Consider the following 15,925-nt stretch of genomic DNA (forward strand, 5'->3'; position numbering starts at 1 on the left):
GGTTCTACAAGATCAAGACTAACTTGTTCTACTATTCCTCTGAACCCTCCTTACCTTCAATTAAAGCCTCAAGTTCCTTCTTGGAGAGTTTCTTGATTTCGTCCTCACTCATCGACTCGGTGATGTAGTCAGGTAGTTGTTCAATAAGTTCCCGCTTGGTCAGCGGCTTCTCTTCAGCTTCACTTTCTTCATCTGGAGCTTCTTCTGCCTCAGCTTCAGCCTCTTCAGGCTCCTCAATCTCTTCGTCTGGAAGCACCTCTTCGACATCTTCCTCAGGCAAGATTTCTTCAACCTCTTCTTCGGGAAGGCTCTCCTCGCCCTCGTCTTCAGGCAAGACCTCCTCTACCTCTTCTTCGGGGAGAATCTCTTCCGCTTCCGCTTCGGCCTCTTCCTCAGATACAACTTCTTCCTCTTCAGCCGCGGTCTCTTCAGCTTCGGTCTCCTCAGGCTCGACTTCTTCCTCCGAGGGTTCCTCTGGCTCCATCTCGCCTTCAAGGTCCTCCTCGGTAGGCTCTTCAGCCAATAGCTCGGCTTCGGTAACAATCGCCTCAGCCTTCTTCATGCTTATGCCATCAATATCTGCCAAAGTGTCTGCATCAGCTTCTGAGAGGGCACTAAGACTACCGTAGCCAGCTTCTTCCAGTCTCTCCGCAAGAGTGGGACCTACACCAGAAATATCGGATATGGAAAGCCCCTCCTCTTCTTCGATTTCTTCAAGCTCGGCTTCAAGCTCGGCTTCGTAGTCAGGAGCCTCTTCAACAGGAGCTGGCTCCTCCTCGCTAATCTCATCAAGTGCGTCAAGTTCGCCAAGAAGGTCCTCGGCTTCCTCGCCAAGGGTTTCCTCAAACTCGACTTCTGGGCCCGTATCGATTCTAGGTGCCTTCATGTCGAGTTCAGCAAGACCAGCAGCGAGCAAATCGGAGACTACCATACCCATCGATTTGATGTCGTCGACGGTGGCGGTCTTGTTCTCTTCCATATCGCTGATGGCGCTTTCAATCTGCTTGATTGCGTGTGGGCGTCTCCATCGCTGGATACCAACTGCGCTACCAACAACAAGGACGAAAAGACCAAACATAATCACTGCAAGATTGACCAAGCTTCGCTGAACCCTACCAACCAAAGGAATGTTGTAGGTTGGCGGACTTACGTACACATTTAGTGTAATAACCTGGTCTCCTGAAGTTGCTGTGTGGTTCTGGTACCCTGAAGCCGTTGCTGTAAGACTAATCTCGTACGGATCAGTCTGAGCCTCACCAAGGTCAGCTGCTTCAAAGCTAAAGTAGTAGTGAGTTCCATTAAATTCTGGTTGGATAGGATCTTCATCGCCAGGGAAGAACACACTAACTGATGGGCCCGCATCAGCATCATCATCAACAGGACGGTCATTATAGGTGTCCCAGTACCTGAAGTAGGCTGTTGCTGACTGGTCCTCCTCGATGTATACAGCAGGCCCGGTCAATTCTGTTGGAGCCAGCATCGTGAGAGGAATGGATACAGTATCAACAGAGTAATTCTGTATCTGAGTCGTGAAGTTGAGTAGGTAGGTCTTTGGTACCTCGATACCTTCAACTGAGGGGTTGAACTCAAACACGTATTCGCCTTCAACAAAGGAGGCCGTTCTCTGGATACCACCCCAGTCAAACTGAATTGTTGCATCTTCCAAGGTTGTTCCTTTATAGGTGAGGGCGAAGGAGATTTCAGCCGCTGTCTCTACTGTGTGGATTTTCAACAAGCTGCTAGTATCAGTTGAAAGGTCTGCTGCCAGTGGATTAAGAGTCATTTCTATGTCAACTGGTGAGACCGTGTAGTTCTCCCTAGTGACAACGATTCGAAGTGTCCTGTCACCAGCAGGCACCTTGGTTGTGTTCAATGAAACACTGTATACATCAGTTCCTGCATTGAAGCTAAATTGCCCTGTAACTGACTGGAACCCAGTCCAATAATAGGTAGCATTAGCCTCAATCTTCGTGCCCGTCTGTCCTACTAAGCCAACTTGGAACTGGATATTGACTTGATCAGTCCAATCACCTTCGTACAATCCATCATCAAGTCCCTCTGTCAACATTATGATTGTAGCGCTTCTGGGGTCTATAGTTATTTCAATATCCACTACACCATCAACGTAGTTAGGAATAGTATATTCGATTTCTAGCTCGTAAGGATCTGGTCGAGAAGCGAAGTACTCCTCAGTGTCGATTGTTACCGAGAAAGTTCCATTTGAGTGGGATACCATTGGGATTGCTGTTTCACCGTAAACAAGCTCAACTACAGCATTGATCCATACGAATTCGTCGTGTACTATATCTGTAAGATTGGCAGTTACAATGAGATCCTGTTCCCATTCAACATCGGGAATATCTCCCACGACAAGCTCCGTAGGAGTCTCTTGCATCACCACAACTACAAATGAAGGATCGTGGCTTTGATAGCCCGAACCATCCATCTCTATTTGAATGGAATATGTTCCGGTATATTCGAAAACATTCATTCCTAATGTTCGAGTGTCCACCTCGAAACTGTAGGTACCATTTCCATAGTTTTGATACTCGGTAATGTCAATTCCTAGGGGGTTAAGAGTGAGAACTACGTCACTAGGTGTATCTATTGGAGCATTGTCAAGAGTGTTATTCCAGTAGTATCTTACGCTGAACACGTCAGCGTAGTAAGGTGTAAAGATAGCTTTTTCGAGTACAATCTCATTTGGTACTTCCTGGATTCTCACATAAACCGTTCTCGTTGTGTTCATTGATCCAGGCCTTTCTGCAGTAACTACTATCGGATACAAGTCGTCAATTGGTGTTGCGTCATCAGCATCAAGTGTGACGCTATAGACGCCTTCCACATCATGACTAAGAGTTCCTTGCTGGTCAATAATGAAACCGTATTCCCAGCTGTAGGATACCGAAGCATCATCTATTGAGGTATTGAATCTTGAATTGTCGAGAACTCGAATCTCAAGATCAAAGGTTCGAGTCCAGTACACCTCAAGGGGAGTCTCTGTTGACCCGTATTCTGTCTCAATTGTGAGAGGAACAAGGATGTCTACAAACAGGTCTATGGACTTGGATTCGTGGTTTGCGAGGGTTGCATCTAGTTCAATGGTATAAGTACCAGATTCAACTGTGGTGCCAACCGTGATAAGATAGATTCCACCACCGTCATACTCAACATCGAAGGTTCCATTCCAATTGTGAGTGAAATCAGCTTCCTCTAAGCCTGTGCTATCTTCATTTCTAAGGAATTCAATTTGAAAAGTTGCTTCGCTCGCCCAGTCAACAGAAATTGGTCCAGCATCATCTGCGGTTAGCGTAGTCAGTGCTTCTGAGACAGTAATCCAATCCATGTATGTTGCTGTTGTGTAATTGCCTTTTGTGCAACTAATACGCACGTCCCATTCACCCACGGGAACAATATCTCTGGTGAAACTGTAGGTAATGTCACCCGTGCCTTCAGTATCTAGCATTTTTGAGACATTGATATACGAGATGCCGGTTTCATGATTTATCCATTCTATATCAACTTCAAGATCGTCTAGTTGAGGATTAGTCCCATTCCATTGAATGACATATTGAAATGTGAAATCCTGAGGGAGGGGCGCCCACTCATAGTTGGAGTAGCTCACACTCACAATCTCCATAGGAAGCTTCTGAATCGATACATCAGCTTGTATTGTCTGATTGAGGTAGTTCGGTTTATTGAAGAAAACATCAAGAAGATAGGTATCAACAGGTAATCCTGTCAAAGCTTCACTAGGTAGACTATATGTGCCATTTCCGTTATCTATGAGATTTCCACTACGGATTGATAGAGTACCGACTCTTACGGAGTATGTATGAATAGTCAATTCTGTTACATTCTCTTCATTCGTTGTATCTTCAAGCCAGAACAGGTGCTCGTAATTGGTACTGTAATATTCGGAGATTAGGGTTGTTTCAGCCCCGCCTGCAGTTCTTGCTGAAAGTACAGTCACATAGACAGAAATTGGTGTAGGATCGTTCATTGAATCCGTGTTAGCAGTCATTTCAATTCTATATGCTGTATCTGAGACATTCATGAGCCAATAGTCAGTATCAATGGTCACAGTGAAGTTGATGTTTGATATCTTTTCAACCCAGTCATAACCGGACTGATTCCAAGTTCCAGAACCAATTTCCAATTCGTTTAGGTAGATTGTGAAATTGACCCAAGTACTGCTATCAAATGATATTGGATGTGTCTCGTTTGCACCATCACGGTCGAAGTATCCGACGGTGAATGTTGCATTTTCTCCCCACCGTTTATTGATGAAATACTTAGTAGAATTGAGTTCTGTATAAAGATCCGGATAATCTGGTGTTTGGAGGAATATTATGTTGACAAACTCCCAATCATAATCACATTTGGCAAGTATTTCGTCAGTTGTGCCGTTCTTCTGATCTGCAGATTCAGCGGTCAGATTATAACCCACATAGTATGGATTACTCATGTTTGCATGAATATAGAAGAAGGTAACATGGCCTGTGCTATTCGTAGTTCCTTGTGCAATTAGCCCATTGCCTTTCAATGTAACATTCACTTGAGCGCCTTCAACATAGGTGGTAGGTCCTGTTTGTACTCTTACAGCAAGCCGGGAAATTGGCAGTTCCATAACCTGCTCCGTGTATCCCTGCAGATCATCGAGAACAACCGTATAGTTCCTTGCTACGCGAGTTTGGGAATAATCATCATTCTTCCATACATCTAGGTTCCATGTGCCATTTGCTATTCGGTAAAAGCTATAATCACCGTTCTCATCGGTAGTCTTGGTTATTTGAAAGAGCGAGGGGTCCACGGAGTTGTTAACTTTCACATAGGCATTTTCTACCGGAAGATCATCCCATGAAGTAACATGGATATCCAAGGTAATCAATGGTATAGTCCAATCGTACTCAAAGCCTCCACCATTGAATTCCTCTTGCGATATCGACCAGCTACCAAAGAACTCCATCTCGTCATATCCGTAGGACCATCCCAAAGATCCAGCATATCGAGCGTAGACCTTGTAGTCGTCTTGTGGTACCCTATTGAAATGAACCCAACCTGTTGAATTCGTCTGGCCTTGAGCTATATAATCTGTAGAGCTTCCTGTTTCATTGTTCAGGCGTAGATTCGTATCCTCGTCAGGATTATCACTCATTGGATCGTTCATAAGGTCATGTAGGTAGATATCGAACGAAGCCACATCAAGAGTGATTTCTACGTTTGTAACAGTAGAAGTAATCGGATAGTTGGACGTATCACGAATCCAAACATGGTCATAGGAAGTGGTGAGCCAGTTTGCTGCATCAATCTCTGAGCGAATTTCATAGGTCGCGTTATTGAGTCCTTCAAACACAATCAGACCATTGGAATCAGTGGTTCCTGTGCGATTCAGGCCGTTATCATCAGTCCAGACCTCACCGGTAGAACTGTTGTGCAGCGTAACTGTTACATCTTCAATTGGAAGGCCATCAAGATCTTTGACTGTGATATCAAATTCGAAAAGCTTGATTTCTTCGCCGTACTCGATTGCTAGAGCGTTTTCATCGCCTTCAGGTCCGTAGGAAGGAACCATCCATCCGTAACCTTGGTCCCCGTTTGGTCCGTATGGTGAGGTTGTATCGAAACGAGCAGCTCTTGAAATGCTAATAGTCGCATTTGACTCGATGTTATACATGCTGTAAGATGATGATTGTGGCATAAAGAAATCGACACCACCAGCTGGAATCTCGAAATTCGCGTTATTTGCACCAGTGATGGTAACGTTTGCATTTTCAACAGCATGGATGAAGAACTTCATTTCTCGACCACCGAGAACCTTGAACTCGGTACCAAAACGGTAGCCGTCAGTTGTTGATGACCAATCTCCATAGTCTCTAACATCGTCAGGCATGTATATGCCTTCAATAGTCAAGTCTGCATCGGATCGTGCCTTGATGTGAAGGATATCTTCAGGATCGCCATCATACCATGGTGAACCATCTCCGGCGCTTCCATGACCGATGAGGTAAGATGCACCTGATGATACCGTTGCTCCATCCACGATTTTGGTCCATCCTGATGCATGAGTCATCCTCCAGACATCGATAGTGGCACTAGAATCACCGATGTTGATAACCCTAGTTCTATCTTCACTGTGACCCATGTCGATTGTGTAGAATTCACTACCAGCAAGTTTCCCATCAGCTGTTGGATAGGGACCCATGATGTCTCTTGAGTAGGCAGCATCATGATCTCCGCTTCGGACAGAAACTGGTGCTGAGGAGTTGACAACCATGTAGGTCTTGTAATTGACTCGACCCTTCATGATGTACTCGCCCGCGTCCAAAATGGCTGGCCACGAGGTTACTTCGGTCCTGTTGAAGAAATACCAGCCTGAATCAGGACTTTCAGAAGTTGTCATTACACTGACTTCAGTATCATTCTGATGGGCTTGAATCCAGTATTTTCCTTCATCATTGCTATCAAAGCCCTCAACACCTCCAAGTACGAAATGAGTGCCTGTGCCTTGTCCAAGTTCATCAACACCAGGGAACCAATCGTTGAGAGCAGAGTTGCTAACACCCTTATTTCCTCTGCCAGCTGAGACTGCTAAGGGGTAGTTCGATTGAATTTTGTAGAAGCCAACGAATTCTGTATCGGTATTAGTTGATGGTTCATAACGAATTCCGTCGTATTTGCCTAGTGTACCAGTTGGCACATTCGTGGGCGTTGTATCATTGTTCGCCCACAATGTATCTACATTCTGTGGATCGTCCCAAGATTCTGCGGAATCGTCCCACATTTCGACGGTGTAGTTATTGCTATCATAATATGATACGAGATTAATCAAAGAGTAAGTGTAAGTAGTATAGGTGAAAGGATAGAAATCAGGATAACCAACGGTACCAACATCATCATCTGCATAATAGACATAGTAGTTCTTCTCAGTCATTCCTTCGCTCACGTTAATCTTGAAGGACACTCGAGCAGACTTCACAAAATCGGTACCTGTGTAGTAGGTGACATTCCAGGTCTGAAACGGTAGCATTTCCCATGAACCGCCATCGTAGTATCCCACACGGATAGATCCATCATAGCAGTGACCATCTTCGAACGTGAGATACAGATGTACTGGACTAAGTTGTCTATCACCTATGCCAGGTTCTGTGATATTATAGTATCTACGATATAGAAAGGTGGAATTCCACCAGCTTGCTTCATCTTGCTCACCCGCAATCTGGGTAGGACCTTCAACGATATTTAGACCATCATCACTTGAAAGATCCTCTGCCCCCGAAGAGTCGTAGGTGGGAGTGGCAGTCGTGGATACCAAGAAGAGAACTGCTACAAATGAAACCAGTAGTGCGATTCGAATTGACTTCTTCATTCTACTCAGCCTCCGCGGTCGCTGCTGCTGCTTGACTCGGATGTGATTTCTTGAGTATCTCCAGATAGTGTATCGCTTGTCTGCTAGGAATCATTTCCTCATTGTACTGGTCAACAGTACGCTGAATCAACCATTCAGGATACACGGTAGCAACCTCAGGACTGCTCTTTAGAAGAACGTGTTCTCTTCCTTCTTCGTCATTTACTGTAGCTACGATGTTGGCCCGCTCTAAGCGCTTCACCTGCTTTCTTAGTTGTGATTTCGTCATATCAAGCAGGCTTGGCAAGTGTTCGAATTGTTGTGGGCCTTCGCGTAGAATCTGAATTACGTCGTAAGCATCAAAATCAAGAATGAATGTTGCTAGTTGTTCTGCATCCGCCCATATCGTTTTGCTCAGATCTTTGCGCAGTCTTGCAACGTAATCGCGATGGTATCTTCTGCTAGCTTCAAGGTAACTGTCAGCAACATCCTGGGGGAGCGCACCAGACTTGACAGCTCCTATAGTATCTCGAGATATTCTTCGCAATAGCAGAATGGCCCGTGTCAGGTAAATGACTTCGGTTGATAGACCTTCAACCCAACCAGTAGCAATAATACCCATCTTAACTAGTGGCCTAAGAACCATGTCCACATCTATTTTCTTTCCAACTTCATCAAGGATAATCTGTTCAAGATCTGAAGATTCCATGGTCCCATCTCTCATGAGTGTCTTGAGAATCTCCCGACGCACATCATCGCTGAGGATGGAAGCTTGCCGCTGCTCGAAGGTCATTTTCGTGTATCGAGCCAGCTGACTGTACATCTTAGGAAGCATATCTACATACTCGTCATCGTCGGTATGTAGGAAAATCTGAGTGGCTATCTCAGGAAGTGCATCCTTATAGACATCCGGATTCTCATCAGGCTCCAATACAAGAAAGACCATTGACGGGAGGCCTTTTAGATGCATATTGAGCCCTCCGTAATAGACAGCCAGCCTAAACTCATCAAAATTCAAAGTGCTGAATCCTGGCTTCTGCGATTCTTCAGTCTCGCCTAATGTTGCAATACCATAAACACGCATACTTGTGGTCGGATCCAATCCAACCTGCAATTTCTTAGGTGTTTTGGCTGTAACAACAGGACCTAATTCATCATCCCAACGTAGTACCGCTAATCCTTTCGGCATATTCTATTTCGCTCCAATTGCTGAGCCTTTTTCAACAGGCGATCACCAAATGAACGAAAACGCAGTTGATGTATTCGCCTACCCCTTGCTTCACCATGATGCCCGATATGGAAGTGCATCATGTAGGCTCATTGTATGATAGTGAAGTTCAACGAGATACTAATAAGAGATTCTTGGATGAATTGGGGATTAATACAACCCTATTGCTAATAAAGAGAGGTAAGAGGGGTATTCGGCAGCTCTACTAGAGAAGGAGAATATCTGACAGCGGGCTAGCTACAATCAAGACAAAATGAAGCAGCTAGTAGGGAATCATGAAAAAAAGAGTGTAGATTCAATAGAAGAGTAATCAGATGAAAGGAGGAAGAAATTGGTGGGAGATAACCACCGATTCATTCTCAATCTGATGAATCAGCTGACTTGAGGAGAGCTTCAAGTTCGCTCTTGGATAGTTTGCGAATCTCTTCCTCGCCCATTTCCTCCTTGATATCATCAGGTATCTGTTCGATGAGATCTTTCTTTGTCATCGGTTTCTCAGATTTTGATTCCGAAACGGTTTCTTCAACTTCCCTCACGGTCTCAATTTCCTTTTCAGTATCTGATTCATCAGCAGCCGTCTGAGGGGAATCCTCTTCTTCACCTGATTCAGGTTCATCATCGGCAATTTCCTCAGTGGTTTCATCTTCCGGTTCATCGGGAACATCATCATCGCCTTCGCTATTCAGTTCCTCTTTGTCAGAGTCATCTGAGTCTATGCCTTCGTCCCCTTCAAGACCTTCCTCGGTTTCTTCCACATCATCTTCTGGTTCGACATGATCGGTTTCCTCATCTGGCATATCCACAGGTTCTTCATCTGCAGATTCTTCGGGTGAGGTCTCATCCAACATGTACTGGGACTCTGTCACAATAGCCGTGGCTTTCCGCTTACTGACTCCTTTGACCTCTTGAGCAAGGTTTTCAGGTTCAGCGGTTGCAAGATCTGCTAAGCTTTCGTATCCAGCTTTGGCCAACCTGTCGGCGAGGGTACCACCAACACCTGAGATGTCTGTAACAGAAAGACCTACTTCATCCATCGACTCTAGCTCTGCTTCAAGCTCGGCCTCATAGTCCTGGGTCTCCTCTATAGGAGTGGGCTCCTCCTTGCTTATTTCCTCAAGAGCATCCAACTCTCCAAGGAGTTCTTCTGACTCTTCGTCAAGCGTCTCTTGGAATTCAACCTCTACACCAGTATCGATAGTTGGAGCTTCCATATCCAGTTCAGCCAACCCTGTGGCAAGGATTTCCGAGATGACCTCACCCATGGATTTGATATTATCTACCTTTGCTGTCTTTCCGTCCTCCATAGCTCCGATGGCCTTCTCTATCTGCTTGATAGCATGAGGGCGTCTCCATCTCTGGATTCCTACAGCACTGCCGGCAACAACCACAAACAGACCGACCATTATCAGTGCAAGATTGACAAGGCTCCTATCTACCCGCCCAACCAGAGGAATGTTATAGGTTGGTGGACTCACGTAGACATCAAGTGCCACTACATCATCACCAGAAGTCGCCGTATGATTCTGATAACCGTAAGCACTCGCAATAAGCTGAATTTCATATGGATCGGTTTGCGCTTCACCAAGATCAGATGCTTCAAAGCTGAAGTAGTAGTGAGTTCCATTGAATGCAGGTGTAACAGGGCTTTCTGAATCAGGAAGGTAGATTCTGACTGTTGGACCTGACTCTCCATCATCTGCTACTGGCCGATTGTTGTATGTATCCCAGTATCTGAAGTAAGCGGTTGCTGACTGATCCTCCTCAATGTATACAGCAGATCCAGTCAGTTCCGTTGGTGCAGCAATCTTCAGTGGTACAGAGGCAGTCTTTGTGGTATAGTTCAGCAATGATGCCGTGAGATTCAGTTGATAGTCCCCAGGTATTTCTAGCGATTCATCAGCTGAAGGATTGAACTGCACAATGTACTTGCCGTTAGAATACGAAGCAGTTCTTTCTAATCCGGCCCATCTATAGGAAACGGTCGCTCCTGCTAGTGGAGAGCCATCATAGGCATAATTCAGTTGAAGTTCTACACTCTGATTAACACCAAATATTACATCTAGATGACCTGCGTGTGTCCGTTCCAAGGTGGCGAGTAGCTCGGTAACATCTATCTCGAACTCAACAGAAGGAATCGAGTAGTTGCCGCGGCTGGCTCCAAGCACCAATGTTCTGGTTCCTGCAGGTACAAGACCTGTGTCTATCACGCCTTCATACCATTTGTTCAACCCGTTATAGGTGAAGGTGTCGTTGATTTGAGGATACTGCGCCCATCTGAAGTAAGCATGTGTTGCCTGTATTATAGTATCTGTCGAGTTCACTACGACTTGATATCTCAACGAGATTGTGGAATTCCATTGATGTTCTTCCGAAGGCTCGTCAATCATGACCAACCGACATGGAAGAGGATTCACCTTTATAGAGACGGATATTTCACCATCAAGGTAGTTATCTAGAGTGTACTGGATAGTCATCTCATGGGGAGTAGATGATGCATTGAACACATCTCTTGAATCTCCAGTGAAGACGAATGTGCCATTGCCAAGAGATGTAAATGAATCTGAGAAATCACCATAATTTAAAGTGACATTAGTATCCTGCCAGAGGTATGTGTTGTGGATTGTATCTTGCAAGTGTACTCTTACAGAGAAGTCCTCAGACCAAGTTACCGGCGATACAGGATTTGCAGTCATCTCAGTAGGTGTCTGAAGTACTAGAACGATAATAGTAACCGCAGCCGGGTCTTCATAGCCTCGCTTATTCATTGAAATGACGAAGGAATAGCTCGTTGGTGCATCTGGAGATTCAGCACCCATTCCGAGAGATTTTGTATCCATCTCAAACTGGTAGTTGCCTGAACCAAGTTCGGTCAAGCCACCAACACTGTCATTTATCAGGGATACACCCTTCCAGAGTTCGATGTCTACTGTACCCGGATCTGTTATTCCAACCATTGGTTCAATATTGGTTCTCCACGTGAAATTCAAAGAATATATGTCGGCATAGTAAACAGTAAGCAACTGTTTCTCCGCCGCGGCCAAGGTTGGGGTTGGTTGAACCTCAATGTAAATCTTGGATGTTGTAGAACTACAACCAGCCCTGGAAGCAGATACATCGATTTGATAGATTCCAGGTTGGGGAGCTACTGACGCATCAAAGGCGAACCAGTAGTTCTGACCTGATCTGTTCTGTTCCATTGTTCCGCTTATTCCACCAGCTGGAAAATCGTATAGTACAGTAACATTTTCAACATATGCAGACTGATTTGATAAGTCGCCGGCTACTACTTCGATATTGAATTGACGCGTCCAGTACTGCTGAATCGGGTCCTGTTCCGATCCCCCGGCTTCCATCGAAATCGCCAAAGGAATCAACACATCGATATTGACTGTTTGGGATGCTCCCGTTCTATTGGGCATCCAGACTGTGAATGATAACGTGTAATTCGATGCTTCTTGTACCGCGAACATGCTCAATTCGTATGAGCCGTCTCCATTATCGACGAAAGATGTTTCTCCAGCCCAGTCTATGCTCAGAAGCTCTGCGCCAGGTACATCCGTTGACGATTCTGCTACTCGCTGATATTCGAACGTGAAAACGGCTTCCTCGGTGCCCCATTCAACTATCTGCGTGTCAGATGATGTCAGCTCGATTTCCATGGAATCAGGACTGACAACGAATTCTGAAGATAGCGTATTCGCGGACTCGAAATTGGCCTTCGATACATACACATGTATTTTCCATGTACCGTTAGCAACTATGTTCGTAGGATAGCTGTAGGTAAGAGATGCAGATGTATCAACCAGGAGCGTCTCACCTGTATCTTGATTGATCCAATATATCGTGATAGAATCGGCAGACCCAATTTCGGTATTGTTTAGCGTGTTGTTGAATTGGAACATCACGCTCTCCGATCCCACATTGTTCCAGTCATAATCAGTGGGTGATTCAACATTGAGAATAGTGGGAATAGCAGTGTAGTCTGCTGTCAGGGTTTTGCTATGATTAACGTAGTTGTACTTGTAAAGCCAAATCAAAACCTCATAGCTGCCAACATCTGAGCTGTTGAGAACAGCATCAGAGAACCGATAGATGCCATCTCCAAGGTGATTCAGACTGCCTTGCGAAATGACGTCATCCGTTGCATTGTATACTGTGTAGTTGGCAAATGTAAGATCACTAAGATTGAAGGCATTTCGGCCATACGGATTTGTGGTGAGTGAATAGTCCTCTACAAAACCGTCTGACCAATGTCTTGAGGCATACTCATCACCATTTGCTGAAGTTGAACTAACCGAAACAACAGCCGTGACCGTGTAAGTATCTGTGTCTTCATATCCCGGGTCACTGCTACTGGCATTCAGTTCAATGAGGTAAGGATAGCTACTCGCGTTCATCTGATGATATATCGTATCAATATACACAGTGAAGTTAATTGAACCGGTTCCGCTATGAGTTATGTTTAGCGAATGGGAGCTATTCCATAGACCCTCACCCACGATGCTTCCTTGGTGTAAAATCCGGAACTCTATCTCACCCAGACTATAGTCTGATAATGGCTGATCGGTATAGCTAGTTCCTTCGGTTGTAGTTCGATTGTACCATCCCACGATAAACGAACGGTTATCACCATATTTCCACGATGTGGTCGAAATGGTACAATTCAGTTCAGTATATCCTGGGGAGTAATCAGGCGATGTTAATGTAAGAATATTCCAGTAATTCCAATCAAAAGAGGCGTACATGGTATCCGATGCGTCTCGATCGGATTTAGTTACGATTAGAGTATAATTCAAGGGAATACTCGAATCGTTTGCCACAATCCAGTGGAAACTATGCTCTCCGGATGAGTTAGTATAAGCAGTGACGAGATGTTGCCCATTCACTTCTAAGTCTAGCTGGGCATTTGTCACGCGGTTGTCTTCATTATCAAGTACCCTAACTCTCAACCATGTAAGCGGAATGACCATCTGTTTGAAAGCATGAGTCTGAATGTCGCTCAGTTCTTCAGTATCATTGAATGCAGTTTGGCCGTAGGCATCGTTCCGATACAAATAGATATTCCATGTTCCATTCAGAATTCTGTAGAATGTCACATTCCCATCAGCATCAGTCGACCTTGTAATATTGAACTGAGAATCCGGACGCGAATCATAAGGATTTGAAGTTCCCTTCTTACTGATCCTCACATTTGCATCCTCAACATTCTGACCGTCATAGGCCTTCACATTAAAATCGACAGTAACAAGCGGTAGTGTCCATTCTCGTGAAAGGTCGCCAGTGACCTCAGATTCCTTTATCTGATAGGTACAGTACTCTGCAAGATTCTCCCAAGTATAGATTCGCCCAGTATCTGTGTCGCTGTAAGAGAAGTTGAACATCCAGTCTGATTTTGGTATCCTTGTGAACGTCAAATCTCCATTCGCATCTGCGGTTTCGTAATCGAAATATTTCCAGTCGTCATTATTTGGAGCACTAGCATTGTAGACTCGAACTTGAACCGTTTCTGAACCTTCCGTTCCTAAATCATCACCCATCAAATCGTCTAGATGAATATCAACAGACGCCAAGTCCAAAGTGATTGATACAGGGGTGAATGGGCCGGTTGCATCTCGGTTACCACTCCAGGTAACATTCATTCCGGTTGCACCTAGTTCATTGTTAAGCCAGTTTCTGCTATCAATCCAAGCAACGATGGTGTAAGTCTCGTTCAAAAGACCGATGAAAGTTACATTACCATCTGAGTCTGTCAATTCACTGTATGGAGTGCCATCACTTCTGCAAAGACGATCACCAGTTGCTGGATCAAGCAAGGTCACATTTGCACCTTCGATGTTGGAGCCGCCAAGATCTTTGACATTGATTCTGAACGAATAGGAAGAGACATTGCCTTTCGATTTCAAAACAGGTAGATACTGAGAGGTCGCATTGAAGACTCTCATATAGCCATCTTTTCCTTCTGACCCGTTCCAAACAGCAAATGCTGTACGCTCTTCCAGAATAGTGCCGTCTACTGCATATATCGTGGGAACTTGCGTATCCCAAAACTCGTATTCAGCTCTATCATGCCAGCGATAATAGTAATCAGCATAATTATTAGGATAACTCGGATTCGTGTTATAGCTCTCATGAGATATTCGAACAGTACCATGAGATATGCCAGTGTTGTTATTCCACCAACCAAAACCAGCTGGTTTCCCTTTGTTATCAGAAGCGGACCAACTGGAATGAACAGTTTGAGTCAGATTTTCATCGATTTCTACTGCTTTCGAGGTCTGATAGGGACTGAATACCCACTCGTCCGTTCTACCATCGCCACTAGTACTTCCACTATACTTGATGTAGATACGGGTAGTCCAGCCCCATCTATAGAAAGTATAGCTGATATTCATCTTTGCATATGAGCCGAAAGGTATCTGTGTTGTATAATTGATGAAAAGAGGACCATCCAAATTGACAGAAGTGGTCCCAGAAATAGGACTAATGTCATGGGTTTGTTCTCCGCCAAGGCCGTCTGGGTTCCAGTGCATGCTACCGCGATCGGTTGCCCAAGTCCAATCCCAAGTTCCATCTGCAAGCTTGTGAGCGCCATTAGTCATTTTGCCTCCAGCAGAATTGTACATCGTTACGTTATACCAATCGCCACGGAAGCTCCAGTAGTTCACATCAAACTTGCCGGACATGGAACCGGAAGTTCTTGCAAACCATACAACTGAATCATAGCTTGGTGCTCTGAGGCTTTTCACTTCAGAGTAGTAAATCCAGTAGGTTGCTGTGGAGTCAGCGCTGATATTTGCGTACCAAAAGAGAGTTGCTCCACTAAGGTAATCAGAATCCTCCCAGTAGGACTTGTTATAGACCTGCGACGGAACCTCTACGCCGTTGCTATCTACAATCCGTATGGAATTCTCGTAGCAGGTGTTATTCTCGAATGAGAACCATATATGGATAGGTACGTCAACACGAGGAGTAGAGTTTGTGTCAGTTAGATTGACGTGACGACGGTAATGAAAGGTGGTATTCCACCATGGAGTGGTTTCGTCAAGTGTATCTGCAGTCTGAATCGGTCTGTCTTCTCTTGCTGGCAAATCAGTATCTATTGAAGTAGTACCCATATTTCCCAGCTTCATTGGTATCAGAAGTAGCGCGAAGAAAGCACCAACTAGTATGATTCTCTTCTTATCCATGTATAGCGGCCCCTTGCAAAGGTTTCATAGCTGATCCAGGCTAAACGATGATAATGCACGGTTTCCCTATTCTTTTGACTCGTGCATTCAGTCATATGGAGCCTAGGCTCAACTGAATATCCTTTGGTGGTTATGGGCAACTAAAAAAGAATACTTGGATGA

The 15,925-nt window shown here is 44.8% G+C and carries 3 protein-coding genes; all 3 read right to left on the reverse strand.

Annotation, left to right across the window (positions count from 1 at the left end; translation table 11 throughout):
* Nucleotides 1–31: 31 nt before the first annotated feature.
* Nucleotides 32–7,369 (reverse strand): hypothetical protein, encoded by a 7,338-nt coding sequence (locus GF309_09185; protein ID MBD3158947.1) that lies wholly within the window; start codon nt 7,367–7,369, stop codon nt 32–34.
* Between the two features lies 1 nt (nt 7,370).
* Nucleotides 7,371–8,537, reverse strand: coding sequence for a hypothetical protein (locus GF309_09190; protein ID MBD3158948.1), 1,167 nt, complete (start codon nt 8,535–8,537; stop codon nt 7,371–7,373).
* 398 nt (nt 8,538–8,935) lie between these two features.
* Entirely contained in the window at nt 8,936–15,763 is a 6,828-nt protein-coding gene (locus GF309_09195) for a hypothetical protein (GenBank protein ID MBD3158949.1), read from the reverse strand.
* Nucleotides 15,764–15,925: the final 162 nt, after the last annotated feature.

Source organism: Candidatus Lokiarchaeota archaeon, from assembly GCA_014730275.1.
Lineage (GTDB): Archaea > Asgardarchaeota > Thorarchaeia > Thorarchaeales > Thorarchaeaceae > WJIL01.